34 protein-coding genes are annotated in these 26783 nt (G+C 46.3%); 17 read left to right on the forward strand and 17 right to left on the reverse strand.

What is annotated here, in order from left to right; genetic code table 11:
• The 6 genes from AC1DXC_RS14550 to AC1DXC_RS14575 all read left to right on the forward strand — a co-directional run bounded on the left by AC1DXC_RS14550 (position 1) and on the right by AC1DXC_RS14575 (position 3602).
• The gene (locus tag AC1DXC_RS14550; protein WP_477459877.1) at positions 1-333 is read left to right on the forward strand and encodes a 2Fe-2S iron-sulfur cluster-binding protein; all 333 of its coding nucleotides are present in this window, start codon (positions 1-3) and stop codon (positions 331-333) included.
• Between the two features lie 33 nt (positions 334-366).
• A complete protein-coding gene (iscX, locus tag AC1DXC_RS14555; RefSeq protein WP_133235866.1) occupies positions 367-609 on the forward strand; it encodes a Fe-S cluster assembly protein IscX in 243 nt (80 codons plus the stop codon).
• Positions 610-724: 115 nt separating this feature from the next.
• Positions 725-1246: a KdsC family phosphatase gene (locus AC1DXC_RS14560; RefSeq protein ID WP_477459878.1), complete on the forward strand. Its 522-nt coding sequence runs from the start codon at positions 725-727 to the stop codon at positions 1244-1246.
• Positions 1247-1287: 41 nt separating this feature from the next.
• A complete protein-coding gene (locus tag AC1DXC_RS14565; RefSeq protein WP_477459879.1) occupies positions 1288-1863 on the forward strand; it encodes a Maf family nucleotide pyrophosphatase in 576 nt (191 codons plus the stop codon).
• 238 nt (positions 1864-2101) lie between these two features.
• Complete coding sequence (locus tag AC1DXC_RS14570; RefSeq protein WP_477459880.1) at positions 2102-3088, forward strand: D-alanine--D-alanine ligase; 987 nt, start codon at positions 2102-2104, stop codon at positions 3086-3088.
• Positions 3089-3305: 217 nt separating this feature from the next.
• On the forward strand, positions 3306-3602 hold the full coding sequence (locus AC1DXC_RS14575) for a hypothetical protein (protein WP_477459881.1): 297 nt from the start codon (positions 3306-3308) through the stop codon (positions 3600-3602).
• A 42-nt stretch (positions 3603-3644) separates the two neighbouring features.
• Here AC1DXC_RS14575 and AC1DXC_RS14580 read toward each other — a convergent pair whose 3' ends face one another.
• The 4 genes from AC1DXC_RS14580 to AC1DXC_RS14595 all read right to left on the reverse strand — a co-directional run bounded on the left by AC1DXC_RS14580 (position 3645) and on the right by AC1DXC_RS14595 (position 5099).
• Positions 3645-4148, reverse strand: a complete 504-nt coding sequence (locus AC1DXC_RS14580) for a DUF6155 family protein (RefSeq protein ID WP_477459882.1) — start codon at positions 4146-4148, stop codon at positions 3645-3647.
• A gap of 95 nt (positions 4149-4243) precedes the next feature.
• Entirely contained in the window at positions 4244-4396 is a 153-nt protein-coding gene (locus tag AC1DXC_RS14585) for a hypothetical protein (protein ID WP_477459883.1), read from the reverse strand.
• Between the two features lie 53 nt (positions 4397-4449).
• Complete coding sequence (locus tag AC1DXC_RS14590) at positions 4450-4863, reverse strand: acyl-CoA thioesterase (protein WP_477459884.1); 414 nt, start codon at positions 4861-4863, stop codon at positions 4450-4452.
• A 68-nt stretch (positions 4864-4931) separates the two neighbouring features.
• Positions 4932-5099 (reverse strand): hypothetical protein, encoded by a 168-nt coding sequence (locus tag AC1DXC_RS14595; protein ID WP_477459885.1) that lies wholly within the window; start codon positions 5097-5099, stop codon positions 4932-4934.
• 267 nt (positions 5100-5366) lie between these two features.
• Here AC1DXC_RS14595 and AC1DXC_RS14600 point away from each other — a divergent pair, with 267 nt between their 5' ends.
• The 5 genes from AC1DXC_RS14600 (at position 5367) to AC1DXC_RS14620 (ending at position 9510) form a co-directional block, all read left to right on the forward strand.
• The gene (locus AC1DXC_RS14600) at positions 5367-5756 is read left to right on the forward strand and encodes a hypothetical protein (protein ID WP_477459886.1); all 390 of its coding nucleotides are present in this window, start codon (positions 5367-5369) and stop codon (positions 5754-5756) included.
• 112 nt (positions 5757-5868) lie between these two features.
• Positions 5869-6147, forward strand: coding sequence for a 30S ribosomal protein S15 (gene rpsO / locus AC1DXC_RS14605; RefSeq protein ID WP_133235882.1), 279 nt, complete (start codon positions 5869-5871; stop codon positions 6145-6147).
• Between the two features lie 222 nt (positions 6148-6369).
• Complete coding sequence (pnp, locus tag AC1DXC_RS14610) at positions 6370-8496, forward strand: polyribonucleotide nucleotidyltransferase (RefSeq protein WP_477459887.1); 2127 nt, start codon at positions 6370-6372, stop codon at positions 8494-8496.
• Between the two features lie 161 nt (positions 8497-8657).
• Positions 8658-8927, forward strand: coding sequence for a hypothetical protein (locus AC1DXC_RS14615; protein WP_477459888.1), 270 nt, complete (start codon positions 8658-8660; stop codon positions 8925-8927).
• 199 nt (positions 8928-9126) lie between these two features.
• Positions 9127-9510 (forward strand): hypothetical protein, encoded by a 384-nt coding sequence (locus tag AC1DXC_RS14620; protein ID WP_477459889.1) that lies wholly within the window; start codon positions 9127-9129, stop codon positions 9508-9510.
• A 1-nt stretch (position 9511) separates the two neighbouring features.
• Here AC1DXC_RS14620 and AC1DXC_RS14625 read toward each other — a convergent pair whose 3' ends face one another.
• The 4 genes from AC1DXC_RS14625 to AC1DXC_RS14640 all read right to left on the reverse strand — a co-directional run bounded on the left by AC1DXC_RS14625 (position 9512) and on the right by AC1DXC_RS14640 (position 13130).
• Positions 9512-10414 carry an arginase family protein gene (locus tag AC1DXC_RS14625; RefSeq protein ID WP_477459890.1) on the reverse strand — a complete coding sequence of 301 codons (903 nt, stop codon included), beginning with the start codon at positions 10412-10414 and terminating at the stop codon, positions 9512-9514.
• Between the two features lie 251 nt (positions 10415-10665).
• Positions 10666-11307, reverse strand: a complete 642-nt coding sequence (locus tag AC1DXC_RS14630) for a uridine kinase family protein (RefSeq protein ID WP_477459891.1) — start codon at positions 11305-11307, stop codon at positions 10666-10668.
• Complete coding sequence (locus tag AC1DXC_RS14635; protein WP_477459892.1) at positions 11300-12355, reverse strand: DPBB and LysM peptidoglycan-binding domain-containing protein; 1056 nt, start codon at positions 12353-12355, stop codon at positions 11300-11302. The genes AC1DXC_RS14630 and AC1DXC_RS14635 overlap by 8 nt, the downstream gene beginning before the upstream one ends.
• 22 nt (positions 12356-12377) lie before the next feature.
• Positions 12378-13130: a DUF4905 domain-containing protein gene (locus AC1DXC_RS14640; RefSeq protein ID WP_477459893.1), complete on the reverse strand. Its 753-nt coding sequence runs from the start codon at positions 13128-13130 to the stop codon at positions 12378-12380.
• Positions 13131-13236: 106 nt separating this feature from the next.
• Here AC1DXC_RS14640 and AC1DXC_RS14645 point away from each other — a divergent pair, with 106 nt between their 5' ends.
• A complete protein-coding gene (locus AC1DXC_RS14645) occupies positions 13237-13716 on the forward strand; it encodes a Dps family protein (protein WP_477459894.1) in 480 nt (159 codons plus the stop codon).
• Between the two features lie 106 nt (positions 13717-13822).
• Here AC1DXC_RS14645 and AC1DXC_RS14650 read toward each other — a convergent pair whose 3' ends face one another.
• The 4 genes from AC1DXC_RS14650 to AC1DXC_RS14665 all read right to left on the reverse strand — a co-directional run bounded on the left by AC1DXC_RS14650 (position 13823) and on the right by AC1DXC_RS14665 (position 17471).
• Entirely contained in the window at positions 13823-14293 is a 471-nt protein-coding gene (locus AC1DXC_RS14650; protein WP_477459895.1) for a hypothetical protein, read from the reverse strand.
• A 30-nt stretch (positions 14294-14323) separates the two neighbouring features.
• The gene (locus AC1DXC_RS14655; protein WP_477459896.1) at positions 14324-14845 is read right to left on the reverse strand and encodes a hypothetical protein; all 522 of its coding nucleotides are present in this window, start codon (positions 14843-14845) and stop codon (positions 14324-14326) included.
• A 184-nt stretch (positions 14846-15029) separates the two neighbouring features.
• Entirely contained in the window at positions 15030-16514 is a 1485-nt protein-coding gene (locus tag AC1DXC_RS14660) for an OmpP1/FadL family transporter (RefSeq protein WP_477459897.1), read from the reverse strand.
• A 27-nt stretch (positions 16515-16541) separates the two neighbouring features.
• Positions 16542-17471, reverse strand: a complete 930-nt coding sequence (locus AC1DXC_RS14665) for a hypothetical protein (protein ID WP_477459898.1) — start codon at positions 17469-17471, stop codon at positions 16542-16544.
• Between the two features lie 105 nt (positions 17472-17576).
• Between AC1DXC_RS14665 and proS the strand changes: the two genes are divergently transcribed.
• The 3 genes from proS (at position 17577) to AC1DXC_RS14680 (ending at position 21361) form a co-directional block, all read left to right on the forward strand.
• The gene (proS, locus tag AC1DXC_RS14670; RefSeq protein ID WP_477459899.1) at positions 17577-19049 is read left to right on the forward strand and encodes a proline--tRNA ligase; all 1473 of its coding nucleotides are present in this window, start codon (positions 17577-17579) and stop codon (positions 19047-19049) included.
• Between the two features lie 182 nt (positions 19050-19231).
• The gene (locus tag AC1DXC_RS14675; RefSeq protein ID WP_477459900.1) at positions 19232-20371 is read left to right on the forward strand and encodes a cystathionine gamma-synthase; all 1140 of its coding nucleotides are present in this window, start codon (positions 19232-19234) and stop codon (positions 20369-20371) included.
• Positions 20372-20548: 177 nt separating this feature from the next.
• Positions 20549-21361 carry a TIGR02757 family protein gene (locus AC1DXC_RS14680; protein WP_477459901.1) on the forward strand — a complete coding sequence of 271 codons (813 nt, stop codon included), beginning with the start codon at positions 20549-20551 and terminating at the stop codon, positions 21359-21361.
• Here the strand turns inward: AC1DXC_RS14680 and AC1DXC_RS14685 are convergent.
• Together AC1DXC_RS14685 and AC1DXC_RS14690 are read right to left on the reverse strand one after the other, a co-directional pair.
• Complete coding sequence (locus tag AC1DXC_RS14685) at positions 21358-21804, reverse strand: PIN domain-containing protein (RefSeq protein ID WP_477459902.1); 447 nt, start codon at positions 21802-21804, stop codon at positions 21358-21360. The two genes, AC1DXC_RS14680 and AC1DXC_RS14685, sit on opposite strands and share 4 nt — an antisense overlap.
• Positions 21805-21820: 16 nt before the next feature.
• On the reverse strand, positions 21821-22024 hold the full coding sequence (locus AC1DXC_RS14690) for a hypothetical protein (protein WP_477459903.1): 204 nt from the start codon (positions 22022-22024) through the stop codon (positions 21821-21823).
• A gap of 45 nt (positions 22025-22069) precedes the next feature.
• Here AC1DXC_RS14690 and AC1DXC_RS14695 point away from each other — a divergent pair, with 45 nt between their 5' ends.
• Both AC1DXC_RS14695 and AC1DXC_RS14700 read left to right on the forward strand, forming a co-directional pair.
• Entirely contained in the window at positions 22070-22456 is a 387-nt protein-coding gene (locus AC1DXC_RS14695; protein ID WP_477459904.1) for a DUF5655 domain-containing protein, read from the forward strand.
• Positions 22457-22561: 105 nt separating this feature from the next.
• On the forward strand, positions 22562-24196 hold the full coding sequence (locus AC1DXC_RS14700) for an ABC-F family ATP-binding cassette domain-containing protein (protein ID WP_477459905.1): 1635 nt from the start codon (positions 22562-22564) through the stop codon (positions 24194-24196).
• A 258-nt stretch (positions 24197-24454) separates the two neighbouring features.
• On the opposite strand, the gene AC1DXC_RS14705 is transcribed toward AC1DXC_RS14700, so the two are convergent.
• The 3 genes from AC1DXC_RS14705 to AC1DXC_RS14715 form a co-directional block, all read right to left on the reverse strand.
• Positions 24455-25141 (reverse strand): cyclase family protein, encoded by a 687-nt coding sequence (locus AC1DXC_RS14705; protein ID WP_477459906.1) that lies wholly within the window; start codon positions 25139-25141, stop codon positions 24455-24457.
• Positions 25142-25501: 360 nt separating this feature from the next.
• Positions 25502-25750 carry a hypothetical protein gene (locus AC1DXC_RS14710; protein WP_477459907.1) on the reverse strand — a complete coding sequence of 83 codons (249 nt, stop codon included), beginning with the start codon at positions 25748-25750 and terminating at the stop codon, positions 25502-25504.
• Positions 25751-26710, reverse strand: coding sequence for a hypothetical protein (locus AC1DXC_RS14715; RefSeq protein WP_477459908.1), 960 nt, complete (start codon positions 26708-26710; stop codon positions 25751-25753). It abuts the gene before it with no gap.
• Between the last annotated feature and the right edge of the window lie 73 nt (positions 26711-26783).

The raw sequence follows: 26783 nt of genomic DNA on the forward strand, positions 1-26783 counted from the left end.
ATGAATATTTTTAATTTAACGATCAACTTTGAAGAGGCCGACCACGACACCGTTGTTTTGCCTATTGCCGAAGGGGAATCTGTTTTAGACGTTTGCCTGGAAAACGGCATTGATTTACAGCACAACTGCGGCGGCGTATGCGGTTGCAGCACCTGCCATGTTTACGTTAATAAAGGGATGGACAACATTCAGGAGATCTCTGATAAGGAAGAGGACTTTATTGACAGGGCCGTGAACCCGCGCATTACATCGCGACTGGGCTGCCAGTGCGTAATTATCGATGGCGATATAGAGGTTACCCTGCCCGATCAGTCGGGTTTTATGGGGCATTAATTATTAATAAGACTTATACTTACGAAGCAAGAAATGAACGACGATAAATTCGCCCTGCCCATACACTGGAACGACCACGAAGATATAGCCATGAGCCTTTACGAAAAGTTTGGCGACGACTTTGGCGAATCGAAGATATACCGCATCCGCTTTACCGACCTGCTGGAATGGGTGCTAAGCCTGCCTAACTTTGCCGGCACGCGCGAGGAATCAAGCGAGGGCCACCTGGAACAGATACAAAGCGCCTGGGTGTACGAGTGGCGGGATAACCAATAGGCAGTTTGCAGTAGGCGGTTAGCAGTTTGCAGATGCCGGAGATTTCAGATGTGCAAATTTCAGGTGTGCAGATGAAATAATGACTCAATGACCCAATGACTCAATGATTTTATAGATGGAATCCTTTTTAAACAAGCTTAAAGATATAACCACTTTTATTTTTGATGTGGATGGCGTACTGACCGATGGTTCGATATTCGTTACCGAAACCGGCGTACAGAGCCGCGCCTTTAATATTAAGGATGGGTATGCTTTGCAGCTGGCTGTAAAAAGCGGTTATAACGTTGCGGCGATATCGGGCAGCAGGAGTAAGAGCGCCCTGTTCCGTTTGAATAGCCTGGGCGTAAATGATGTGTACCTGGGCGCGCATACCAAAACCGAGCGTTTCAAGATATATGTAGAGGAAAAAAGCATCCACCCCAGCAATGTGCTGTACATGGCCGATGATATTCCCGACCTGGGCGTGATGAAGATGGTGGGCCTGCCGGTTTGCCCCGCCGATGCCTGCGAAGAGATAAAAGCCGTTAGCGCATTTGTTTCTCCCTATGCCGGCGGTAAAGGCTGCGTGCGCGACATCATCGAAAAAGTGATGAAGATACAGGGCAAATGGATGAACGAACAGGCGTATAGCTGGTAATCCAAGTCAAAAGTTTAAAGTAAAAAGTCAATAGTTTTTGCATGGTTAATTTACCTCAGATCATTCTTGCATCTAAATCGCCACGGCGGCAGGAATTGCTAAAACTGATGGATATCGATTTCCGGGTGGTTTTGAAGGAGGTGGATGAATCATACCCGGATGGCCTTGCGCCGGCTGAGATTGCCCTTTACATTGCCCAAAAGAAAGCGGAAGCCTTTGATGAAGATATTAACGATGAGGTGGTGCTCACCGCCGATACCATCGTTTGCATAGATGGCGAGATACTGGGCAAGCCCGATGATGCCGAACACGCCATTGCCATGCTGCACAAGCTAAGCGGCAAAGTGCACCAGGTTTACACTGGCGTTTGCCTGCTTTACAAGGGCCGTTACAATAAATTCTACGATATGTCGGAAGTGTTCTTCCGCAAGCTTACTGATGAAGAGATCAGGAGCTACGTAACCGAATACCAACCTTTCGATAAAGCCGGCTCCTACGGCATACAGCAGCGCATCGGGCTCATCGGCATCGAACGAATCAACGGCTCTTACACCAATGTGGTAGGTTTGCCTACCGAAAAGGTTTATCAGCAGTTGAAGGCGATTGTGGCGGAATAGGCGCGCAAATCATATTTTTAAAAAGCAGTGGGTTTGTGCGATTCCCCTCTCGAGAGGGGTGGAGGGGTGTGTTTCGTCGATTGCTATGCGCCGTTGCATGGTGGCGAACACACCCCTGCTCCAACACCATCCCGCCCACCCTCTCTCGAGAGGGGAGCCAAAACTTTAAAACGTTCCCTCCTTTCTAAATACCCTTTCTTCCCCCCTCAACTTCTAAAAAAAACTATCTTTGGGCTATATGAAAACCATTAACGTAGCCCTTTTGGCCGGGGGATTCACCGGCGAGTACGAAGTATCGCTCAACAGCGCCAAAAACATCGCCGCAAACCTTGCCGAAACCGGTAAATACAACGTTTATACCATCCTCATCCATCGCGATAGCTGGGCCTACGATAATAATGGCGAAACCATTGCGGTTGATAAAAACGATTTCAGCCTGAGCCTTAACGGCGAAAAGATAAAATTTGATTTTGCATTCATCACCGTGCATGGCACCCCCGGCGAAGATGGCAAACTGCAAGGCTACCTGGATATGATGGGCATCCCATACAACACCTGCGATGCTACCACATCGGCCATTACCATGAACAAGGCCTACACCAAGGCCCTGGTGCATGGCATACACGGCCTGCATACCGCAAAATCGATGCAACTGCACCAGCGCGATATGCACGATACGGCTACCATTGCCGCCAACCTGCGGTTCCCGCTGTTTATTAAGCCCAACAATGGCGGCAGCAGCGTGGGCATGAGCAAAGTGCACAATGTTGCAGGCCTGCAGGATGCACTGGACAAAGCCTTCCACGAGGATAGCCAGATACTGATAGAGGAGTTCATAAAAGGCCGCGAGTTCAGCATAGGTATTGCCAGGCTGAAGGGCAAGATAACCGTACTGCCCGCCACCGAACTGATAACCACCAAAGAGTTTTTTGATTACGAAGCCAAGTACAGTCCGGGTTTTACCGAGGAGATTACCCCGGCCCGCATCCCTGCCGACAAGGTACATGAGATAGGCGAGATCGTAACCCAGATATACCTGCGCCTCAATTGCCGCGGCATGGTGAGGATAGATTTTATACTGCTGGAGGGAACCGACGAATTCTATTTTATAGAAGTAAATACCACTCCCGGACAGTCATCCGCCAGTTTGATACCGCAGCAGGTAAGAGCAGCCGGCATGAGCGTGCCCGAGTTTTACAGCGAGTTGATAGAAGGGGCCATGTAGTTGAAGCGCCAGGGCCGGGGCAACCAGCACTTTATTGGATAATAATTGGCAGAGGGGGTAAAGAAATTTGCCCCCTTTACAGTTATTTTCAGATTAACTGCAACTTACCGTGTTCTTGGTACGTATATTGTTCTGGTAAAGTGCCGGATTTAAATTGTTCATCTGTAACAGTTTACCCGGGCCGAGCGTCCTATAAACTGAAAAACTCACAACCGCCATGACCACCCTTAAGAACAACGCCCGTAAACTCAATAACGCCATTACCAACCGCGTTATAGCCCTGCACGACCAAGGCTACACCCACGATTTTATGCCGATGGAAGACCATCATTTCCTGTGTTTGCAGGACGATGTTGACTTTTCTGCCCAGGACCTTAATATAAAAGTGGTCGATCACGCCTTCGACCAGTTGACAAAAACCTACAAATTCATCCATATTATCGAAACGATCAACGGCTCGAAAGGCTTGCTGGTAAGCGATGTGAATTGTTGCGACGCGATATTTGCGAATTGATGTGTCCCGGACATCCGGGATGCAGATTATGGATGGGTTTATCTATTCGTAGTAATTGAAAAATATTTCTGACACGCTGTACCCGAAACCCCATCCGAAGTTTTCGCTGCCTTCAAATATATCTGAGGCGCGTTGTTCAAATTGCTCCAGGATGCCTTCTTTATGGGCCAATTTTAAGGCATTGCTGAAAGTGCTTGCCAAACTATTATAAAATGCCTCATTAATGTCTCCAAAATCGTTGGTGAACCGTAAGCCGGTTTCAACATAAAAAAGCATAAGGCTTGCAACCGACTCGGGGGAAGTGCCGAGTTTCTTAAAATCACCTATCGCATCTTTACCTTGCTTAAGATTATAATTGTAGCCACGCTTTGGGAAAAAGGCTTCGTAAACCTTTACGCGATAGCTTTCTAATAAACTCGCCTCATCCTCGGGTTTGATGTATAAATTGAGATACTCCTGCACCGGCTTGTTTTTCTTATACAAGTCCGTCAATATTTCGATAAGGGCCTTTTTATCGAGTTTGGCAAGTTCGCTCTTGATAGACATTATGGGCATTGAACAATAATCTTAAAATCTTCAATTCATTAATTAGACTTCACGTAGTAGGGCCGGTAGTGCTTAATTTATATCCTGCACGAAAACTACGCACTTGGCCTTAGCGGTTCTGTTTTGCTTTTTTGCTTAAAGAATTCCACTATTTCCCGCTTTGTCATTTTAGACAATTCGATAGTCAATTTTTCACGCTGTTCACGCATAAACAGAACAGCGTCGAATTTTTTTTCAATTCTTTTCATTTTTTATGGTGTCAACTGCTTTTAAATAAATCTGCACATTTGAAATCTGCACATCAAATAGTATAGTGCTTAATAACATCCTCGGGCACTTTGGTGCCGCGACCGGTGGCCATATCAATCATTACGTAATCGAAGTAGCCATCGCAGCATATCTTTTTGGTGGCTTTATTGGTGATGGTGAAGGCCACGCGGCAGCCTTTATCGTTAATGCTTTCGATGCCGGTGCGCACTAAGAAGTAATCGCCCATTACCAGGGCGCGTTTATAGTCCATATAAACAGAGCGCACTACCCAGCCAAAACCGCGTTCCATAAATTTCTCCATGGCCATGCCGTAGCAGGTTTCCATCTGCTCGTAACGGGCGGCCAGCACATAATCAAAATACTTGCTATTATGCACATGCTGAAACATGTCGATATCATCGGGGCGTACGCGGTGCTCGGTTTCGAAGGTGGAGTATTGGCTCATAAGTTAAAAGTAGCAAGTCAAAAGTAAGAACTTAGGAGTTGGTAAAAAGTTCTTTTATGCTTTTGTATTTAACTGTCGCCATTTAACATGTCGTCAAAGTCTTTTTGCGTGTAACCTTTTTCTTTAACAACCCGTGTAACTTCTTCGTCCAAAAAGTCAGAGTAATAATCTACTAACTCCTTTCTTAAAGCGAGATTTTTCTGCACTGAATTAAATTCGCTATCTGCTTCTTGCATTGTTCAATTATTTAGCGGTCACTCAAATTTACGGTTTTCAGATTAGCCATTTTGCATTGTCCGAACATTATTTCACGCAAAGCCGCGAAGACGCAAAGATTTTAAAAAGGCCAAACCCGCGTTAGCGATAGCAGTGAAAACCCCGGAATGCAGTCCCCACTTCTATCAGTGGGGACGGAATGAGGAGTTGGAACGGATAGCGCGGGCCGCAGGCAACGCCATAAATGGTTAATAAATATTATTTTTATAATCAGGAATTTAATAACGATGAAGCCAGGCCCGCCTTTCGAAATCAAAATAAAAGATATTGGAGAAATCCGCATGGGATCGCCTTATAATGCTTGCGAAATAGAATTGGTTGGGTTGCATAAATTCAACTTCGCCGGACGCCTATGGCAGGATAAATACGCATGGACGGAAGATTTTGTGAAGTTGTTGCTAATTAAGTGGGACATGAAAGACAATGAACCCGGGTTTAAACTTTGCCTAATTGATGTGCGCACCAACGAGATGATAGAAAGCCCGAAGTTGTTCGGTTTGGTCAATACAATCTCTTTACATGGCAACAATGTCTCTATTAATAAATTCCTCTATAATAAAGAGCAAACTGAGCCCGGTAGGCTATGCTGTCACATGGATGAAACCTATACATTTTAATCTTAATTATCGCTTTAAATTCTTTTGACTAAAGGCTTTAAACTTCAGACTTTAATACTTACCTTTGCGCCACAATTAATAGAATTTTACACGCTTTAATATTATTTACGTAATGTATTTAAGTAACGAAGCAAAGGCAGAGATCTTTGCAAAACATGGTAAGAATGCCGCTGATACCGGTACAACCGAAGGACAGGTAGCATTATTCACTTACCGCATAGCGCACTTAACCGGGCACTTGAAGAAAAACAAACACGATTTTTCTACCCAGTTATCGCTTCAAAAATTAGTAGGTAAACGCCGCGGATTGCTGGCATACCTTTTCAAAAAAGATATCAACAGGTATCGTGCTATCATCAAAGCTTTAGCGCTAAGGGATATCATCAAGTAATCCTCCTGAATATTTTTCAAAAAGCCGTCCGCATTATGCAGGATGGCTTTTTTACTTTTTGAAATCGTTATTTGCTGCCTTTTATAAACCTAAAACAGTCGCAAAAAATAGCTTCAAAAGCCGATTCAGAACCGGCGAAACATACACATCGAAACAATACATACACACACATAAAAACCGGGACGCTCCTGAAGATGAAAAGCGCCCCACAACACAAACAAGATGAGTTTAAACGTAATTAAAAAGGTTATTGATTTAGGTGACGGCCGCACCATTGAGATCGAAACCGGTAAACTGGCTAAACAGGCAGATGGCTCTGTAGTAATTAAGATGGGTGATACCATGTTATTGGCTACCGTAGTATCATCACCGGATGCAAAAGAGGGCATTGATTTCTTACCTCTTTCTGTAGATTATCAAGAGAAATACGCTTCCACCGGCCGCATACCGGGTGGTTTTTTACGCCGCGAGGCACGTTTGTCAGACTATGAGGTTTTGATCTCGCGTTTGGTAGACCGTGCATTGCGCCCAATGTTCCCCGAAGATTATCACGCCGATACACAAGTGATGATTTCTTTGATTTCTGCCGATAAAGACATTATGCCGGATGCACTGGCAGGTTTAGCGGCTTCGGCAGCATTAGCTGTTTCTGATATCCCTTTCAACGGGCCTATATCTGAAGTGCGTGTTGCTAAAGTTGATGGCAAATTGATTATCAACCCAACCCTTAGCCAGTTAAAAACTGCAACCCTAGAATTCATTGTAGCAGGTAACCAGCACGACATCAACATGGTGGAAGGCGAAAGTGCCGAGATACAGGAAGCTGAACTGGTTGAAGCGATTAAGTTTGCACACACTGCCATTAAAATACAGTGTTTAGCGCAAATTGAACTTGCCGAAGAAGTTGGTAAAACTGTTAAACGTACCTACAGCCACGAGCACAGCAACGAAGACCTGAAAAAGGCTATCTACGAAGCTACTTACCAGCAGGTATATGATATCGCTTCTTCTGCTTCTGCAAAAGATGAGCGTTCTGCAAAATTCAAAGAAGTACGTGATGCTTACATCGCTACTTTAGGCGAAATTGACGATATCACCAAATCGCTTGCCAAAAAATACTACCACGATGTGGAATACGATGCCATCCGTAACCTGGTTTTGGATGAAGGCAAACGTTTAGATGGTCGCCATACCAAACAAATACGCCCTATATGGAGCGAAGTTAGTTACCTGCCATCTGCACACGGTAGCGCCGTGTTCACCCGTGGCGAAACCCAGGCATTAACCACAGTTACCTTAGGCGCTAAGGACGATGAGCAAATGATTGATGGTGCTTTCATCAACGGTTACCAAAAATTCCTGTTGCATTACAATTTCCCTGGTTTCTCAACCGGTGAAGTTCGCCCTAACAGGGGTGCAGGCCGTCGCGAGATTGGTCACGGTAACCTGGCTATGCGTTCGTTAAAACGTGTGTTACCGCACGAAGATGAGAACCCATACACTATCCGTATCGTTTCTGATATTTTGGAATCTAACGGTTCATCGTCAATGGCTACGGTTTGTGCCGGTACATTGGCTTTGATGGATGCAGGTGTTAAGATCACCAACCCGGTATCGGGCATCGCAATGGGCTTGATCACCAACGAAATGGGTACCAAATACGCTATCCTTTCTGATATCCTTGGCGATGAAGATCACTTAGGTGATATGGACTTTAAAGTAACCGGTACCAAAAACGGTATAGTTGCTGTACAGATGGACCTGAAAATAAACGGTCTTTCTTACGAAGTGCTTACCAACGCATTAGATCAGGCAAAAGAAGGCCGCTTACATATCCTTGGCGAAATGGCTAAAACCATGACCGCGCCACGCGAAGATTACAAACCACACGCTCCACGTATTGTTACCATTAAAATCGACAAAGAATTTATTGGTGCAGTTATCGGGCCCGGCGGTAAGATCATCCAGGAAATGCAACGCGAAACCGGCGCTACTATCTCTATCGAAGAGGTTAACAACGTGGGTATAGTACAGGTATTTGCCGATAACAAGGCAGCTATCGATGCGGCTTTAACCCGTATCCGTAACATTGCTTCTAAACCGGAAGTTGGCGAGATATACGAAGGCAAAGTGAAATCGATTATGCCGTTTGGCGCATTCGTTGAAATTATGCCGGGTAAAGATGGCTTGCTGCACATCTCTGAAATAGATCACCGCAGGATAGAGACCATGGATGGTATCTTCAACATAGGCGACGAAGTGCGTGTGAAACTGCTCGACGTGGATAAACAAGGTAAACTGAAACTTTCCCGTAAGGTTTTATTGCCAAGGCCAGAGTCGAACAAATAACATACCTAATCCGTATAAAACAAAACCCTCCCAAAAAGAGGGTTTTGTTATTTTTATTTAAATTTTTTGTGAATATTTAAAACAAAATATAAACCTTAGTGGTTGCAAGTACTTAAGTCTAATTATATCGAGAAACATTTAGCCGGATCCTTGTTTTGCAAATGATATCTACCACCAATGATCCTTTAGGTTTTCTCAATAATTCGCGTGGGATGGGCAACGGGCAGCACACCGACCTCATTCAGCAGTTATTGTACGAAATCATAAGGGTTAAAGAACTTATTACCTATTACGATTCCATCCCAAACGGGGCAGGGCAGCTCGGCTCTTCTATTTTGAACGAGCTGGTTACCGAAGCCTACAACTCCCTCGTGAACTACGACACCATCCTGATGAAGAAATACTACGATCTGTTGCTGAATTGCGATTAGTATTTTCACACACTCCAACTTCACAGGCTTCACAACTTTCACTACATTGTACTTCGAATAAAATTGAAGTATGTCGCCACACCCTTTTTACAAATACCTATTGATTTTGGTGTTACCGATTTGTTTTGGATGCGCGACAAAACATCCCCCATCCATTAGTTTAAAATTAACGCCGTTCAGTATTAAAAACCATGTGGCTATGAAAGCAGACGGTACGGTAATACCGGATAAAGAATATGAGTTGCTAATCCCGGAGGGGTTGCAATCGACCCAAAAAACTATAAGTTGGTCTTTTAGACATCAACTGAACTTTGCCGGCAATCAAAAAATTATAATTCTATATATACCGCTACCGCATAAAGGCACTGGGAACAAAAAGTTTAATCTTTCCAAAAACGACCTTGAAAAATTATTGGAAAAAGAGGATATTGAAACTGAATTTGAAGAGTTGCATTTGCTGAAGAATAGAAGGTTCGGCCTTATAAAAATTGAGGGTGAGAATATATACGCCATTTACCTGAATGTAAAGCCGGCCAATGTAGCTGCATTCAATTCATCCATTAGCAGCCTCACGTATCGCTAGTTTATTCCCTTCCCCGCGCATTAAGCACTTTTGCTATTTCTTTAACGAACCGTCCTGCATACACTCCCTCTTCGTCTAGATCCGGATCGAGGATGGTAATATCCATACCGCTTACTATACCCGATTGGAAAAGCGCAGTTAACGTTTGGTTCAGTTCGCTATAAGATAGGCCTCCTTGCTGAGGGGAGTCCACACAGGGCATTATATCATCATCCAGCACGTCTACGTCCAAATGAATCCAGATGCCGTCTAAGTTTTTCAATTTGGCCTGGGCGATGAAATCAGCAGTAACAGTTTCAATGCCGGTTTGCCTGATTTCGCGCAAGCTGAAATAGGCGATGCCCGATTTGAGAATCAACTCTACATATTCCCGGTCCTCGCAACGGTTACCGAAAGCAAGGGCGTCGGCTTCGTTTACGTAGGGTTTTAAGCCATCAATATTGGTGATTTTGTCCGCGCCGTTGCCGGTTACTAAAGCAAGGTCCATGCCCGCTGCGGCTTTGGTGCCGGAAAATTGAGTGGGTACGTAGTCGGTATGGCCATCCATAAAAAACAAAGCGTATTTGCCATGTTTTTTTGCACCAAGCATGCAGCCAATCAATATGCTGCAATCGCCGCCGATAACTAAGGGGAAGTTGTTTTTTGCTAAAGTATCCTGTACTGTAAGCGCTAAATTTTTGGAATAGTCCACAATCGCATCCGCGTTCCTCACACCCGTTTCGGCATCGATATGCATGCTGTACGTTGGTGCGGGTATGTTGATGATTTGAGTGGGCGGGAGGGCTTCATATAAGCCGTGTTGCTTAAGCCATTGCGGAAGCTTGTCCACACCCGGCGGTTTGCCCGGCATTAGTTCTTTCAATCCTAAATTGAAAGGGCTTTCTATCGCAACCAGGTTATTCATAAATCGCGATTTAAAAGGGGTTTAACATTAGTTTCCGAAACTTTCAAATTCGTTCTTATCGCTCGCAGATTTGACTCACTCCGACGGCCCCGTATGCACGGGGCGTCGACCCTCCGCTCCGCAAAGAGGGTGAAGAAAGAAGAGAAAAATATAGCCCCAATTTCTCCCCTTCTTTGCGCAGCAGAGAGGGGGCGGGGGGTGAGTCGACTCGCGATGCGGACATACGGTCATGGCTCGAAAATCCTCAAGCCTTACCTATTCCCGAAAACCCTCTCCCTCAATTCCTGCGAAATTTCGTCTGTTACCCTGATGATATCATCCGCCACCGTTCCGTTGTTGATTACTACCTTGGCGCACCTGTCGCGGTGGGGCAGCAGGTACTCTTTATAGGCCGGTACAACGTGGTTCACCCATTTGTAATACGCATCTTCGTTAGAGTAGCCGCGTTCGGCCAGGTCGCGCTTAAGGCGGCGTGCCAGGGCAATGTCTTCGTCGGCTTCGATAAAGATAGTCATGTCCAAATCGTTGGCTACCTTTTGGAAGTGGAGGATGAACAAACCCTCTACGATAATGATAGGCGCGGGCTTTATCTCCAGTATCCTGGGTACGATATCGGGGTTATTGAAGGTGTATTCTTTTTGGTAAACGGTTTCCCAGCGCATCAGCTTGCTGATGTCGCTCTCAAACAAATCAGCATCAATGGTGCTGGGCAGGTCGAAGTTATAGTGCTTGTTTTCTTCCTTGGTCATGGTATGCGCCACGGGGATGTAGTAATCATCCTGCGATACCAGGCACACTTCTTCGGGCGTAAAATGCTCCAAAAAACATTTCAGGAAAAAGGTTTTGCCGCTTCCGCTTCCGCCGGCAACACCAACTACATAAGGTTTATTCATTAGGCGTACCGTAGCTAATAGTTACATGGAAACGTTTGTCAATAGCACCGATAGCATCGGCAACATTCTTGGTCATTACAATCATAACGCCCTGGGTGTTTTGGTTATCGGTAAAGCGGCCAACTACCTTGGCAAAGGTGCTTTTACCCGTCATGGGGTTGGTAATGCGCATCACGGTGCCAATAGGGGCGGTGCGGTGCAGTATCAGTTTTTTATTGGGATCGAGGCTGGTATCCTCTATCCAGGTGGCTACACCTTTCTCGTTCTTTTCGAACAAGCCATATTTAGCGGTGCCATTACGTTTATCGGCCAACGAATCTGCAGGCGATGCGACATAAGTGCTATCGCGCCTGGCCAGGGCGGTATCGGGGTGCATTACAACAGGAGCAGTAACTGTAGGCTGCGTAACAACGGGTTGCGTTGCAACAGGCTTGGGCGCAGGTATGCCCGAGCGTATGGTGAGCACCTGGCCCGGCATAAGGGGGCCGGTTAGTTTGTTGGTTTCGGTAATTTCATCAACCGTAGTGCCAAAGCGTTTGGCTATAGCATAAAGCGTTTCCCCGGCCGACACCTTGTATTGCTGCGTGGTAATGCCGCTTTTATTGCTGTTGGCCACCTGCTGTGCAGTTTTTTGGTCGGCAGCGGTTATGGTGGGTGGTGTGTTTGTTGCGGGCTGGGTAGTTACCACCGGGGTGGTAGTTGCAGGCTGAGTTGTTGCGGGTTGCTGCACTACAGGCTTGGTTTGCGGCTGCTGGGCCGGGGCGGTGGTTACTACCGCCGGTGCATCGGCAAAGGGGCGCTCGGTAGGCACTTTGATAATTTTGCCTATCTGCATGCTGGCGTTATTATTAAAGTCGATGATAGCTTTCGGGCTAACGCCGTATTTGCGACCGAGGGAGTAATAATTGTCTTTTGGGTCCAGCTTGTGGAGGATAATTTTCTTGCCGTTAAGGTTTTCTACGCCTACAGAATCAACTAAAGGCCGGGCGTATAACGAAGCGGAGGCGAAGAGGGATATGGAGGATAACAATAAGAACTTATGCTTCATAATTTGCTATTATACAGTATTTTTAGAGGGCTAATACGATAATTTCTGTTTTATTCTTAATGTAAACAAGTACATTTTTATGTAATACAAACGCCTCGGGCTGCAATTTTTGTATATCGGCGTTCAATAAATCGGCGTACACAATCTCCGGACCCTCCATTATATACAGGTGCTGTTGCAGCACCCCGTTTTTTAACGTGTGCAAAGATACAATTCTATACCTATTGTAATCCAGCCGCTGCACGATATTTCCGTAAGGCGTTTCGGGCAGCGCGCCGGCAATAAAATCCTGCGCGGCGGCTATTTGGGGGATGGCTATGCTGTTGGGCAGGGGCGTATCGGCCGGTTGGTAGCTGCGCGTCGGGCGGCCGGTCATGATATCGGCCAGCATCAGTTTTTTGGGCTGCAAGGTGGTATCGTAAACTATAGGGCCGTTTATGCTGAGATGGTCGAACGCGTGGCTGTAGTTGCTCCATAAGGTCGCAGCATCCTGTGCGCCAATAGCGATAATGCCCTTATGCTCGGGACTGCCCTCGTGCTTGTAATAGTGCAGTAAAGCTACGCCATCGTACGCGGCTTCCAAACCAGTAAACCAGCGCTCTTCAGGTTTAAAGCCTTCAAAGTACAGCTGGCCGGTAGTTAAGGATAGGGAGGTGAAACTCACCTGCTTATCGTCGGAGTTTCGTATTTCCAGCAGCAGGGTATCGGTTAGCTCGTCTATCTCCATCCGCCAGATGGTGCCGCCGAATTGATGGCCGAATAATGGTTGCAGCATTGTCATTTATGCTGCAAATATGGGCAATATTATTAAAAACCGTACCTTTATCAACGATGCCACCGAAGGCATCTAATCCACCAAACACATACACACATCACAAACTATGGACGCAAAAGAAATAAGCCTGGAAGAGAAAAAAGTAAAACCCGTTGTAGACCACCTGAACGACCTGCTGGCCAATTACCACATCCACTACCAAAAACTGCGTGGCTGCCACTGGAATGTTAAAGGCCAGAGCTTTTTTACCCTGCACGTAAAATTCGAGGAATTATATACCGCCGCGCTTACCACTATCGACGAGCTGGCCGAGCGTATCCTCACCCTGGGAAAAGCGCCTTACAGTACATTTAACGATTACATTACCACCTCAACCTTAAAGGAAATAAATACTATCGGCCTGAAAGATACCGACATGGTGAAAGCGTTGATTGAAGACATGGCTACCTTAATTGAAATGGAGCGCGAACTACTGGAAATTACCGATAAAGCCGGCGACGACGGTACCAACGATATGGTGAACCGCTTTATGCAATTCAAGGAGAAAAACACCTGGATGCTGAGGTCTTTTGTGAATGAAGATTAAGTGATTTCGGAATTCGAATGTTCGATTTCGGATTTGTTATTACCCCATAAACAAGCGAGGCGATGAAAATTTTCATCTCCTCGCTTGTTTGGTACATGTTTATAAGTCAAAATGGATTTTCACCGTTTTTAAGCCTATCCAACCTTCTATCGATTAGTTGAGACATGGTAAAAGTTAAAGCATGCAGCCATGGCGTTGGGTCAAAGGGTCGTGAATAAAATACCGCGGAGTACACAATAGGGTCGGGCTCATCTTTATCTAAGTATATGCAAAGGCATTGCTCGCCGGCATTATAAACATCAATGACATAAAACGGTCTTACTATTTCCCTGTTATATTTCGCTAACCAATATCTTGTTTCTTCCTGCATTTCATGTTGAGTGTCAGTTAATCCAAAATCAAGCACAGGACAAAATTCCCCCGCGAGAAATAACATTTCGCGCAAGACGCTTGGAAAAGGATTGCCATTGTTATATGTCGATTCAAGTACAACAATTTCTTCTAACGGTATTCCTTTGTTTTCAAAAAGGCCGACGTGAGGATTATCTCTAAGATTTTGTAATAATTCAATTTCCATATTCAACATTCAACTATAATTCGGGACGGCCTATCGCGCGTTGTTTTGCCAATCGTACCTGTCGTGTATCGCGCCATAATCAATCCCCTTGATGCCGGCCGCTTTTAGTTTTTCCTTTGTTTTTTTGCCGATGATTTCTACCGGCGATTTGTGTGCGAAACTGCCGAAAAAGAGGTCGGTACGATAAAAGCCGTCGCCTACTTCTTCTTTTGATATCAAGCACGGCGGCGTTGCGCCAATTACTTCTTCATAACCCTGGCAGGCTTCGTGGTAATTGAGGAAGCGTGTTCCGCGAGCCGCGGCATCGAACTCAAGCACGTTATGGATTTTGAACCAATAGAAGCCCGGCGAGGCGGGTAGGGGTACGAATTCCAGGCCCTGGTATCCTTCAGCTTCGCAAAATGCTTTTACCTGTTCGTTAACGATGGTGAAGTTATCGTACGTGCTGGAGAATGGTTTTTTTGTTTTGATTTTGATTGCCGGGTCTATTTTATCGATGGCATAAATATCCCGGTACCTGTCGCATTCCGTTAGCAGCAGGTTTCTGAACATGCTGCATTTGTTATCGTAAATCAAAAGATGATACCCTAATAGCATATTATCAGAATGGGTTAATCGGATTACTAAAGGTAGAAAATTAAAAAAGCGATGAGTAATCCTCATCGCTTTTTTATAAATGTGATTTTGTCTCACACCTGCCTGCCGGCAGGCAGGTCTCAAATCTCACGTCTCAAATCTAAAAGCGATACCCCAAAGTCAAATAACCGTTATTCAATGTTTTGTTGAGCAATGCGCCTGGGCTGGCGGAGCCGATTTCGTAAGGGAACACGGTTTGGCTGCCTGTGGCGTGGGTGTAGGTGGCATCCAGGTAGTACTGGCCAAAGCGCAGGCCTAAGCCGCCGCTTACGGTTTTAATGTCGCTGTCGTTACCATCGCGGCGGGCTTTGCCCTGTATGCCATAACCGCCACGCAGCAAAAAGAAACTGGTGATGCGGGCTTCGGCACCTAAATGGTAGTTTACTGCCGATTGGTACAGGCTGCGGATAGTCGAGTTATCGAAAGTACCATCGAAATTAGCATCGCTGCTGATATGCGTGCTGCTGTAATCTACATATTCGATATCGCCGGTAATAAAACCAAACGACTTAATGAATATAGATGCACCGCCGGCAAATTTCCACGGTGTGCGCATGGTGTAAGTCAGCGCATAGTTCTGCGGACCGTCTTCGTAGTGGCTGCCATTGCTTATGGTGGTAGCCAGGCTTTCGCTGTACGAATCATCAATGGTATAATAAGTAGGCGTGTGGATTACCGCACCTATACGGAATGCATCGGCAGGTTTGAAGATAACGCCTAAACGGCCGCTAATGCCCGAGCCTTTAGTGTCCTGATCCTGCGTAAAATTAGAGGTGTAATTGCGGGTAACCCCAACAGGGTTAGGATTGCCTTCGAGTACCGATAGCGAACCATCCTCATAAAAATTGCTGAGGGAGTTGAACCTCACGTTTACGAAGCTTATGCCCGCGCCGATGTAGAACTTGTTGCTGTAGTTGGCGCCAAAGGCAAAATCCAAAGCTGATAGGCCGCCGCTGCGTGTCGCGATGCTCTGCTGGTTAATGCCAGGGAAAGCATTGCTTTTATAGTTGGGATCGGCGTTGGTGCCGTAATTATCTATCAGGTTATGGTCGTAAGCGGCACCGGCCAGGGTACCTACGTCTATACCATACAGGTTGGCCTGGTTGGCGTAATAATCGTTGATAGAGTTGTTACCGTTGGTGCCCGCGTAGTTTACATTTTCGTAAAAATTAGCAGTTCGGCTGTAACCACCGCCATAGTTAAAACTAAGCCAGCCTTTGGTTTTATCGGCACCTTTTGGCCGTTGCAGCTGCTGGTATATCACAAAGGCGGCGTGGTTAAGGTTGCCGGTGGTTTTGGTATCAACTTTAGAACTGTTTAAATAGCTCGAGTTTGCTTTGAAATCGTTGTATTCGGGCGTAATGCTCAGCTCCGAATGGGTGAAGAAACCAAGGCCTGCGGGGTTGCCGCTTACCGAGCTAAGGTCGCCGCCGATGGCTGTGCCGGCATTGCCAACGCCTTTTATACGCGCCGTAGAGCCCGTTTGCCCGGTAGAAAAACGCACCGCATCCTGCGCATATTGGGCAAAACTATTTTGGGTAATTGCTACTATAGCAATTACACTGAGTAGATATTTAATTTTCATAAAATAATAGGTGTATTGTGATAAAAATTATGGTCGTGCCGGCCTACCGCCGCCACCACCGCCACTGCTTGAGCCACCACCACCGCCGCCGCTGCTGCTTGATGATGAAGGAGCGGGAGGAGAGTAACTTGGTTGCCTATCGGGTGTGCGGGCTGTGCTTGCCGGGCGTTGTTGTGGCTGATAGCTGTCGTTACCGCCGCTGCGTGCTGCCCTGGTTGGGCGCGTAGTGCTGTAGCCGCCGTTATTATTGCCGTTAGCCGTTCTGGTGTAGCTGCCATTTGCGCCTCTGGTTGGCCTGTTTGGATAGTAGCCAATGCCGTTGTTGGCAACGCCGTTGTAGCCAACGCCGTTGCGGCCGCCAACGCCTAAGCCGCGCGGGCTGCCTGTTCCGCGTACAGGGCGCGGGTTGCCATAGGCCGATACCGGGCCCCAGTACGAGCCGCCGTAACCATAGCCTGTACCCCAGTACGAGTAGGGCGAATAGCCATAGCCGCCATAACCACCGTAACCATAGTAGCCGCCATAGCCAAAGCCGGCATAGGGCGAAAATGCACCATAACCGTAGCCTATGCCACCATAATAGCCATAAGGCAGGGTGAAGGGGCTCCAGTTTAAGCCTATGCTGAAACTATAGTTGCTGTAATTGTATGGGTTGTAATTGCCGTAATAGCTATCGTAGTAGCTAAATGGCGAGTAATAGCCAAAGCGGTTGATGCGCGATGAGTAATCGTCGTAGTAGTAATAATCGTCGTCGCTGCCATCGCCGTTATCGGCTACAACGTCTTCCTGCTGGTACACAGGTTTAGGCGCTATATATTCGGGCGCTTCGCCGGCGGTTGCCTGCGAGAAGTAGACGTCGTCGCTGTTTTTTGCGTTGGTTGCGGTTTTATTTACCGAGCAGGAACTCAGCGCCACGGCGCCGATTATTGCGATTCCAAAGAGTAGGTTCCTTTTCATTTTGCAGAGAGTGTAAAGTTCGAGTTCAAATAAACGTATAAATTTATAAATTTGGCGGTTAGTATTATTAATTATAAAGTCAAATTCTATTCCAAAAATCAATATATGAGCAAAGGTGTCATAAGCAAAGACGAAGATTATTCGCAATGGTTTAACGACTTAATAATTAAATCTGACATGGCCGAATATTCGCCAGTTAGAGGGTGTATGATCATTAAGCCATACGGCTATTCTATATGGGAAAAGATACAGGCCCAGCTCGATAAAATGTTCAAAGAAACCGGGCATCAGAACGCCTATTTCCCGTTGCTTATACCGAAATCTTTCTTCTCTAAAGAAGCCAGCCACGTGGAGGGTTTCGCTAAAGAATGTGCTGTAGTAACCCACTACAGGCTAAAGAACGATGGAAGCGGCAATATTGTTGTGGATGAGGACGCGAAATTGGAGGAAGAATTAATTATTCGCCCAACATCAGAAACCATCATCTGGAACACCTACCGCGGCTGGATACAAAGCTACCGCGATCTGCCTATTTTGGTGAACCAATGGGCCAATGTGATGCGCTGGGAAATGCGCACCCGTTTGTTCCTGCGCACCAGCGAATTTTTATGGCAAGAGGGCCATACCGCCCACGCTACCGCCGAAGAAGCCGTAGCAGAAACCGAACAAATGCTGGATGTTTACGCCGAATTTGCCGAGAACTGGATGGCGCTGCCGGTAGTAAAAGGCCGCAAAACCGCCAACGAACGCTTCGCCGGCGCGCTGGATACCTACTGCATCGAAGCTTTAATGCAGGATGGTAAGGCCCTGCAGGCCGGTACTTCGCACTTTTTGGGGCAGAATTTCGCGAAAGCTTTCGACGTGAAATTTACCACCCGGGATAACAAACAGGATTTTGTTTGGGCAACCTCATGGGGGGTGTCTACCCGTTTGATTGGGGCCTTAATTATGGCCCACTCGGATGATGCCGGACTGGTATTGCCGCCAAAACTGGCACCTATACAGGTGGTTATTGTGCCTATTTACAAGCACCCCGAAGAACTGGATGCCATCAGCGAATACGTTAAAGGCTTGACAAAAGAGTTGCGCTCTAAAGACGTTACCGTGAAATTCGATAACCGCGATACCCACCGCCCCGGCGCAAAATTTGCCGAGTACGAACTGAAAGGCGTTCCATTGCGCGTAGCCATAGGCAGTCGCGATATGCAGAATGGCACCGTAGAACTTGCCCGCCGCGATACCAAAACCAAGGAAACCGTACAACAGGATGGTTTGGCAGCGCACATCACCGCCTTGCTGGAAGAGATACAGACCAATATCTACACCAAGGCCTCAACCTTCCGTGCGGAGAACACTACCGAGGTGGATACCTACGAAGAGTTTAAGCGCATGCTGGATGAGCAGCCGGGCTTTATATCGGCGCACTGGGATGGCACATCAGAAACCGAACAAAAGATAAAAGATGAAACTAAGGCAACAATCCGTTGCATACCTTTGAACAATAAGCAGGAAGAAGGCAAATGCATTTTGACGGGAAATCCGTCGAGCCAAAGGGTACTGTTTGCCCGTGCTTACTAATTGTTGGAAGGTTGTAAAGTTCAATGTTGAAATGTTAAGACCGAAGGCATTCAATCTTACAATATTACAACAACCTGCCTGTTGAACGGTTGGAATGTTAAGGTCGATTGCGATTGACCTTCCAACTTTACAACCTTCCAACTTTTAAACATTTCAACTTTACAACATTACAACATCGTCCCATGAAATTCGCAACAAAAGCAATACACGCAGGGCAGGAGCCCGATCCAACAACCGGCGCTATCATGACGCCGATATACCAAACGTCTACCTACTGGCAAAAATCGCCGGGGGATAATAAGGGGTACGAGTATTCGCGCGGCACCAACCCAACCCGCAAGGCGCTGGAAGATTGCCTGGCGGCCCTGGAAAACGCAAAATACGGACTGGCATTCTCCAGCGGCATGGGCGCAACCGATGCCGTAATGAAGTTGCTTGCTCCCGGCGATGAGGTAATTACCGGTAACGACCTCTACGGTGGTTCGTACCGAATCTTTACCAAAATATTCGCCAACTACGGCATCAAGTTCCACTTTTTGGATTTGAAGGATCCGGAGATCGTGAACCAATACATCAACGATAAAACCAAGCTCATCTGGATAGAAACGCCCACCAACCCAACCATGCAGGTGGTGGATATAGAGGCAATCGGCAAGATAAGCAAGGCCAATAATTTGTTGTTCGTGGTAGATAATACCTTTGCCTCGCCATACCTGCAAAACCCGATTGATTTGGGTGCCGATGTGGTAATGCATTCGGTAACCAAATACATCGGCGGTCACTCCGATGTGGTGATGGGGGCCCTGATGCTGAACGACGAGGAGCTGTACAAAAGACTATGGTTTATTTACAACGCCTGCGGAGCCACGCCCGGGCCTATGGACAGCTTCCTGGTACTTCGGGGTATCAAAACCTTGCACCTGCGTATGAAGGCCCATTGCGAGAATGGCAGGGCAGTAGCCGAGTTCCTGAAAGACCACCCAAGGGTAGAGAAGATATACTGGCCGGGCTTCCCCGATTCGCCGAACCACGAGGTTGCCAAAAGGCAAATGCGCGATTTTGGCGGTATGATCTCCATCGTATTAAAAGATGCAGACCTGCAGGAAACCTTCCGCATTGCGGGTTCTTTTAAAGTGTTCTCCCTTGCCGAATCATTAGGCGGCGTAGAATCCCTCATCAATCACCCCGTGAGCATGACCCACGGCAGCATCCCCAAAGCCGAGCGCGACAAAGCCGGCGTGGTAGATAACCTGCTGCGCCTGAGCGTAGGGGTAGAGGATATAGAAGATTTATTGGAGGATTTGAAACAGGCGCTGGCGTAAGAAGAGGTAAGAAGTAAGAATCAAGAGCCAAGAATTAAGAGTCAAGAAGGACGGAAAAACATAACCACCGCGTCATTGCGAGGAACGAAGCAGTCTCTAAGCTGGACGAGCGACTTGCATAGCCGCTCTGCATATCGGGAGATTGCTTCGTGCCTCGCAATGACGCTTTGAGATAAAATGAACGACAACCTCAAAGCTTTCCTCGACGCCAAAGTATCCCAATACAATCGCCCCGAGTTCATCGCGAACGACCCGGTGAGCATTCCTCACCTGTTCACAAAAAAGCAGGATATCGAGATCATGGGCTTTTGGGCGGCAACGCTTGCCTGGGGGCAGCGGGTTACCATCATCAATAAATGCAAAGAACTCATCGCCCTGATGGATGGCGCGCCTTACGATTTCATCATTAACCACGAGGAACCCGACTTAAAAAGGCTGCTGCACTTTAAGCATCGAACGTTTAACGATATCGATACCCTGTATTTTATTTCGTTCTTCAGGCACCATTATACTTACTATCAGTCATTAGAAGAAGCATTTGTACCGATGGGCACAAATGCAAATCAAAGGTTCCCCCTTCAGGGGGCGGAGGGGGCTCTTGACTATTTCAGGAGCTACTTCATGTCCCTGCCCGATTTCCCCAACCGCACCAAAAAGCACGTTTCCTCGCCGTCGCAGAAATCAACCTGCAAACGGCTTTGTATGTTCCTGCGCTGGATGGTACGGAAGGATGAGCAGGGCGTTGATTTTGGGATTTGGAACCGCATCAGTCCGGCAGATTTGGTTTGCCCCTGCGACCTGCATGTAGACCGGGTTGCCCGCAAACTCAAACTCATCACCCGCAAACAAACCGATTGGCAAACCGCCCTCGAACTCACCCAAAACCTCCGCGAACTGGATCCGCTCGACCCTGTGAAATATGATTTCGCGTTGTTTGGGTTGGGGATAGAAGAAAGGTGGGGGATAGAAGGGATATTGCCGGATTTTTAAGCCTCTAAGCTGTCCAACAACGATGATATTTCCTGTGTTGTTAATACCGCTATAAATTTGCTATTGACAAGTCCTGAAATGAGTACTTTGTCGCCTGTCCAAAGCCTGGCATTAAGATGCTTTGTAAGACTGACAAAAGGCGTATCGTTTAAATCTATATTAGCTAATACAGCTTCTGTCGCCACCATTGTTTCTTCAGGAATCAGCTCTTCATTTATGAAAGCAATATTTCGGGTTACTAAAAACTCCAACTCGTTGAGTTCTTCGGATGTTAACCTGGTTAATTTTAAGAGTTTTACCCGATGTTTCAGCAATTCGACCTTTAGGAAGTCGCACGTATAGAACTGAAAATGTTTCCTGGAGTGGATAAGGATTTTACCAATTTTGCCAACGGGGTTTAATAGCGCGCTGAAAACGATATTTGTATCAACTACAATTTTCATTTGAAAGCGCAGGCCATTATTTTATTAATCGTTTCCGATTTTCTTGCCACCAGCTTTTGTTGATATCAGAAGCAAGTTGGTCTATTTCGTCCTGCGTGGCTTCACTTTTCGACGTAAGTTCTTTATAACGGGCATAGTCGATAAAGTCCTGCAAATCATCGGTGTTTACGGATGCAGGCAGCCTGATAATAACTTCTTTACTATTTCTTTCGACTATCATATTCAAATATACTTAAAAGCATTTAATTTGTTTATACAAACTGCCATGACAAATTATTCACGCACTCCCGCCGCCGACCTCAATCTATCCGCCTTCCTCGCAGGCAAATCCGAGCACACTTTAGCGCTGTTCCACCATTTTATCGCGGAATTCAGCAAGGTGGGGGAGATACAGGTGGAGGCTACCAAAAGCATGATTGGCATCTCCAATAGCCATAAGCGCATTGCCTGGGTTACGCAATTGGGCAAGAATTTCGTCCATGTGGTATTCCCCTTTAAGCAGGAATACCCGGATAACCTATGCTTTCAGAAAATAGCGCAGGTGCCGGGACAGCAACAGTTTAACCATCATTTCAGAATGCTGAACATGGAGGATTTGAATGAGGAAGTGCTTGGGTTTATGAAACTGGCGTATAAGGAAAACATCAGATAACTAGGGGGCGGGAATCGGTACAATCAATTCCAAATCGGTGAAATCCCGGTTTCAGTAAACTTATCACTTTCTTTATCTTTGCCCGCAAATTAATATGCCCACACTGTGATCAATGTAAATAACATTTCCGTATCATTTGGCGGAACCACCCTGTTCAGCGAAGTAACTTTCCCCATCAACGAGAACGATAAGATAGCCCTGATGGGTAAAAACGGGGCAGGCAAATCTACCATCCTCAAAATTATTGCCGGCGAAGCCAAACCAACTACCGGGAGTGTTACCGGCCCTAAAGAGGCGGTAATTGCTTATTTGCCGCAGCATTTGCTCACCGAAGACAAGGTTACTGTTTTTGAAGAGACCATGAAAGCCTTTGCCGAGGCGAATCGGTTACAGTTGGAACTGGATGAGGTGAATGAACAGCTTACTATCCGTACCGATTACGACAGCGACGAGTACATGAAGCTGATTGAAAGGGTATCGGAACTGAGCGAAAAAGTTTATTCGGTAGAAGACACCAATTACGATGCCGAGGCAGAAAAAGTACTCAAAGGCCTGGGCTTCGAACGCAAGGATTTTACCCGGCAAACCTCGGAGTTTTCGGGCGGCTGGCGGATGCGTATAGAACTGGCCAAAATCCTGTTGAAAAAACCCGACCTGATCTTACTGGATGAGCCGACTAACCACATGGATATCGAAAGTATCCAATGGCTGGAAGACTTCCTCATCAATTCGGCCAAAGCAGTGATGGTAATCTCGCACGATAGGGCATTCGTAGATAACATTACCAACCGCACCATCGAGGTAACTATGGGCCGCATATATGATTATAAAGCCAAATACAGCCATTACCTGCAATTGCGTGCCGACCGCCGCGTACACCAATTAAAGGCCTACGAGGAGCAGCAGCGTTTTATTGCCGATAACCAGGAATTTATAGACCGCTTCAGGGGCACCTATTCTAAAACCCTGCAGGTGCAATCGCGTGTAAAGATGTTGGAAAAGCTGGAGGTTATTGAGATAGACGAAGTAGACACTTCGGCATTGCGGTTGAAATTCCCGCCTTCACCACGTTCGGGCCAATACCCTGTAATCGTAGAGGACCTCACCAAAGCTTACGGCGATCACGTGGTGTTCAAAAACGCCTCTATGGTGATTGAGCGTGGCGAAAAGGTTGCTTTTGTGGGCAAGAACGGTGAAGGTAAATCGACGATGATCAAAGCCATCATGAACGAGATTGACTTTGACGGGAGCTTAAAGGTTGGCCATAATGCAAAAATCGGGTACTTTGCCCAAAACCAGGCCGCATTGCTTGATGGCAACTTAACGGTATTTGAAACCATCGACCAGATCCAGTTAAGCGATGGCTCGCTAAAGATCAAAGACCTTTTAGGCGCGTTCATGTTCAGCGGCGACGACGTCACCAAAAAAGTAAAGGTGCTTAGCGGGGGAGAGAAAACCCGTTTAGCCATGATCAAATTACTGTTAGAACCCGTGAATTTGCTGATACTGGATGAGCCCACCAACCACCTGGACATGAAAACGAAGGATATTATCAAGGATGCGCTGAAAGACTTCGACGGCACCCTGATATTGGTATCGCACGATCGGGATTTCCTGGACGGGTTGGCCAAAAAAGTATTCGAGTTTGGCAATAAACGGGTACGCGAACACTTTGAGGATATCAAAGGATTTTTGGCCTACAAAAAAATGGATAGCTTAAAAGAGATTGAACAAAGCTAAAAAGCTGCACAAGATCTGTGGAATCAATTAGTGATGATTCCGCCTTTGTTGGTGTTGTTACCACCAACAATGGCGCTAATAAACCTGCTTTCCGTCCCCGCAGGGTCTCCTGATAAGGGACCCTGCGGAAACGTTGAGAACAATCGAATATCTAAGTAACGAGATTATCCGCCGCAGGGTCCTTTTTCAAAGAGACCCTGCGGGGACAACAAAGGCGCTAATAAACCTGCTTTTAAAGATATTACAATTGCCAATGCCTTAACAAGGCACTTTTGCCATAGCTCTTACCGGGAAGGTACCTATACCCTTAAATTTTGGCGGGATAGCGCTAAAAGTAAAACCATGTGATGGAAGCAGGTGCAGGTTGCACATATGCTCTACAATTAAAATACCCGCTCCTAAAAGTGTTGTATGCGTTGGCCTTGTACGGCCCGAGGTATCATCTATATTATGGCTATCGATACCTACCAGTTTTGCGCCACTGTCCCGCAAATAAATGGCGGCCTCCTCAGTTACAAAAGGGTGATTATCGTAATACAGTTCTGTGTTCCAGTGTTCTGCCCATCCGGTATAAAGCAGAACCGCCTTGTTTTTTAATTCGTAATTCTGTAAGTGTGCTGCGGTAATGGCTAACTCATTCGTAAACGGCAACCGTACTACAATGGCATCCAGGTCGGTAAAGCATTCCAGGCCAATCTCAGAGAAATCCTTCCCATCTGCAAACCGATGAAAAGGGCAGTCCATATAAGTGCCGGTATTGGTAACCATTTCAATTTTACCTATCTGGAATTCGGTACCTTCGGCATAAAACTTTTTAGAGTCTTCCCTGCTTAGGTAATCGCACACAATTGGCGCAGGCAAGCCTTTATAGGTTATCAAGCCATGTTCGATAATGTGGCTTAGGTCGATAAATTTAGTGGCTGGTTGTTTTTCGGATGATTGCATAAAAGATGATAGCTAAGATATAAAACTTTGCTATTAGCCATATAAATTTCCGCCAGTGTTGAACCCCTCATTATACAGAATCACCAAACGTTCCCATGGAACGTAAGCAAACCGACATTTTTATTTCTACCAACCACACGTTCCTATGGAACGAAATTGCTTTCCTCATCCCTTCGGGATGTCTGGTTGGTAGAAAAGCGCAACAATACCTATTACGTTCCATCGGAACGTTTGATTAAATCATCGGCCTGTCCATTCATGGGCTATTGCGCTCAAAAGGGGAATCGAACAATCCATCGCGCATTATTTTTTAATTGCATCCCTGGTGATGATGGTAACCACCCGCGTTAAAATCGGATGTTAAAATCCGCTTCCTTCCAGTTTGTCGTTTGTGATAACTTTTCGCTTATCAAAGTAATTGGGTTCTTTCTTCAAGATATAATACATCAGTACCGACCATATGAACGGTATCAATACAGCAAGGATAATATTTATCCATTTTTGTTTTTTGGTGAGGAGAATCGATTTTGCGATGCTTCTGCCCATGTAGCCCGCCAACAGCAGATGCGCAATTAGCGGTATCGATATGATTAAAAGATAGCCTATCACTTATTTGCTTTGCTTAATCAGTTCAGTCAGGGCCTCTTTTACGTTGGGCAGCGAGGTGCACACCCTTGGATCCATGATGTTGCCGCCAAAACCAACCTCATCCTCAGATGCGGACGCTTCTAATTTAACAAGTTCCGCTTTTATGGGCCTGGGTTTGTAAGCCTGAAGCGCCCAAACGCACATTACTTTCATGAAACCTACGTTGCGTGGGTTACCAATTTCGGTCAGCAGCGTTTTGGTGCTTTCATTAGTATCATAAGCGCCTAAAGCCCTGGCAGCCGATATTTGGTTATGTATATTAACCGTGTCTCTTAAAAACGGCAGCAGCTGGTTGTAGTGCCCTGGTAAGTTAAGGTGATAGATGCATTCCAACGCCACATGCTGATTGAAGAATAGCGCTCCGTCTGCCTGGCTCAAACCGGCCGGTTTCATGGCCAGGTATTTATTAACGAAGCTGTTAATGTACTGCGTATCATAACCCAGGCCATGGTAATTGTTAAAGATGGCGGTCATGGTTTTTTCGTAGGTGTCGCCGTCTACCATGGCTTGTTGGTAGCTATGGCGATAGGTAGCCACAACCTGGCCGTTTTGCACCGACGCATATCCGGTGGTGGGCGTGGCAATACAGTATTGTTTTTTATCGTTCAGGGTAAGGAAAAAGTAACAGCTATCTACGTTTGCAAAGTGGAACTCGGGTCCTTCGCCCGAGGAGGTGCTGCAAAGGTTCAGGAGATAGAAATTGGTTATCTTGATTTCGCCAGATAGGGCACTGCCGCCCAATTGCTTCAGGATACTGATGGTTACGCCCTTGGTTTCGTCGTAACCGGTAATTTTTGCCAAAACGAAGTATTGGGACTGCTTCACCACTTTGTTATGCCAGGGCTCGTCCCAGGTGGTGGCTTTCGCGGCAACGCATATCAGTAAGAATAAGGCAATCAGCAGGGGTTTTTGCTTAGGCATAAAATTGGGGTTTAGATTTAGTATCTAAAATTAGGCAATTAACAATTGACCAACAAATTAAGATTTGCCGGCA

It is taken from the genome of Mucilaginibacter sp. P2_D11 (assembly GCF_056404435.1).

What these genes read in the sequence shown, in the direction of transcription:
- AC1DXC_RS14600 (WP_477459886.1), top strand. Translation starts at nt 5,367, where the DNA reads ATGAAGCCAGGCCCGCCTTTCGAAATCAAAATAAAAGATATTGGAGAA.
- AC1DXC_RS14570 (WP_477459880.1), top strand. Translation starts at nt 2,102, where the DNA reads ATGAAAACCATTAACGTAGCCCTTTTGGCCGGGGGATTCACCGGCGAG.
- AC1DXC_RS14550 (WP_477459877.1), top strand. Translation starts at nt 1, where the DNA reads ATGAATATTTTTAATTTAACGATCAACTTTGAAGAGGCCGACCACGAC.
- rpsO (WP_133235882.1), top strand. Translation starts at nt 5,869, where the DNA reads ATGTATTTAAGTAACGAAGCAAAGGCAGAGATCTTTGCAAAACATGGT.
- AC1DXC_RS14675 (WP_477459900.1), top strand. Translation starts at nt 19,232, where the DNA reads ATGAAATTCGCAACAAAAGCAATACACGCAGGGCAGGAGCCCGATCCA.
- AC1DXC_RS14645 (WP_477459894.1), top strand. Translation starts at nt 13,237, where the DNA reads ATGGACGCAAAAGAAATAAGCCTGGAAGAGAAAAAAGTAAAACCCGTT.
- AC1DXC_RS14660 (WP_477459897.1), bottom strand. Translation starts at nt 16,514, where the DNA reads ATGAAAATTAAATATCTACTCAGTGTAATTGCTATAGTAGCAATTACC.
- AC1DXC_RS14585 (WP_477459883.1), bottom strand. Translation starts at nt 4,396, where the DNA reads ATGAAAAGAATTGAAAAAAAATTCGACGCTGTTCTGTTTATGCGTGAA.
- AC1DXC_RS14685 (WP_477459902.1), bottom strand. Translation starts at nt 21,804, where the DNA reads ATGAAAATTGTAGTTGATACAAATATCGTTTTCAGCGCGCTATTAAAC.
- iscX (WP_133235866.1), top strand. Translation starts at nt 367, where the DNA reads ATGAACGACGATAAATTCGCCCTGCCCATACACTGGAACGACCACGAA.
- proS (WP_477459899.1), top strand. Translation starts at nt 17,577, where the DNA reads ATGAGCAAAGGTGTCATAAGCAAAGACGAAGATTATTCGCAATGGTTT.
- AC1DXC_RS14695 (WP_477459904.1), top strand. Translation starts at nt 22,070, where the DNA reads ATGACAAATTATTCACGCACTCCCGCCGCCGACCTCAATCTATCCGCC.
- AC1DXC_RS14590 (WP_477459884.1), bottom strand. Translation starts at nt 4,863, where the DNA reads ATGAGCCAATACTCCACCTTCGAAACCGAGCACCGCGTACGCCCCGAT.
- AC1DXC_RS14680 (WP_477459901.1), top strand. Translation starts at nt 20,549, where the DNA reads ATGAACGACAACCTCAAAGCTTTCCTCGACGCCAAAGTATCCCAATAC.
- AC1DXC_RS14650 (WP_477459895.1), bottom strand. Translation starts at nt 14,293, where the DNA reads ATGGAAATTGAATTATTACAAAATCTTAGAGATAATCCTCACGTCGGC.
- AC1DXC_RS14640 (WP_477459893.1), bottom strand. Translation starts at nt 13,130, where the DNA reads ATGCTGCAACCATTATTCGGCCATCAATTCGGCGGCACCATCTGGCGG.
- AC1DXC_RS14615 (WP_477459888.1), top strand. Translation starts at nt 8,658, where the DNA reads ATGATATCTACCACCAATGATCCTTTAGGTTTTCTCAATAATTCGCGT.
- AC1DXC_RS14630 (WP_477459891.1), bottom strand. Translation starts at nt 11,307, where the DNA reads ATGAATAAACCTTATGTAGTTGGTGTTGCCGGCGGAAGCGGAAGCGGC.
- AC1DXC_RS14575 (WP_477459881.1), top strand. Translation starts at nt 3,306, where the DNA reads ATGACCACCCTTAAGAACAACGCCCGTAAACTCAATAACGCCATTACC.
- AC1DXC_RS14715 (WP_477459908.1), bottom strand. Translation starts at nt 26,710, where the DNA reads ATGCCTAAGCAAAAACCCCTGCTGATTGCCTTATTCTTACTGATATGC.
- AC1DXC_RS14635 (WP_477459892.1), bottom strand. Translation starts at nt 12,355, where the DNA reads ATGAAGCATAAGTTCTTATTGTTATCCTCCATATCCCTCTTCGCCTCC.
- AC1DXC_RS14580 (WP_477459882.1), bottom strand. Translation starts at nt 4,148, where the DNA reads ATGTCTATCAAGAGCGAACTTGCCAAACTCGATAAAAAGGCCCTTATC.
- AC1DXC_RS14595 (WP_477459885.1), bottom strand. Translation starts at nt 5,099, where the DNA reads ATGCAAGAAGCAGATAGCGAATTTAATTCAGTGCAGAAAAATCTCGCT.
- AC1DXC_RS14690 (WP_477459903.1), bottom strand. Translation starts at nt 22,024, where the DNA reads ATGATAGTCGAAAGAAATAGTAAAGAAGTTATTATCAGGCTGCCTGCA.
- AC1DXC_RS14625 (WP_477459890.1), bottom strand. Translation starts at nt 10,414, where the DNA reads ATGAATAACCTGGTTGCGATAGAAAGCCCTTTCAATTTAGGATTGAAA.
- pnp (WP_477459887.1), top strand. Translation starts at nt 6,370, where the DNA reads ATGAGTTTAAACGTAATTAAAAAGGTTATTGATTTAGGTGACGGCCGC.
- AC1DXC_RS14560 (WP_477459878.1), top strand. Translation starts at nt 725, where the DNA reads ATGGAATCCTTTTTAAACAAGCTTAAAGATATAACCACTTTTATTTTT.
- AC1DXC_RS14665 (WP_477459898.1), bottom strand. Translation starts at nt 17,471, where the DNA reads ATGAAAAGGAACCTACTCTTTGGAATCGCAATAATCGGCGCCGTGGCG.
- AC1DXC_RS14705 (WP_477459906.1), bottom strand. Translation starts at nt 25,141, where the DNA reads ATGCAATCATCCGAAAAACAACCAGCCACTAAATTTATCGACCTAAGC.
- AC1DXC_RS14655 (WP_477459896.1), bottom strand. Translation starts at nt 14,845, where the DNA reads ATGTTCAGAAACCTGCTGCTAACGGAATGCGACAGGTACCGGGATATT.
- AC1DXC_RS14620 (WP_477459889.1), top strand. Translation starts at nt 9,127, where the DNA reads ATGAAAGCAGACGGTACGGTAATACCGGATAAAGAATATGAGTTGCTA.
- AC1DXC_RS14565 (WP_477459879.1), top strand. Translation starts at nt 1,288, where the DNA reads ATGGTTAATTTACCTCAGATCATTCTTGCATCTAAATCGCCACGGCGG.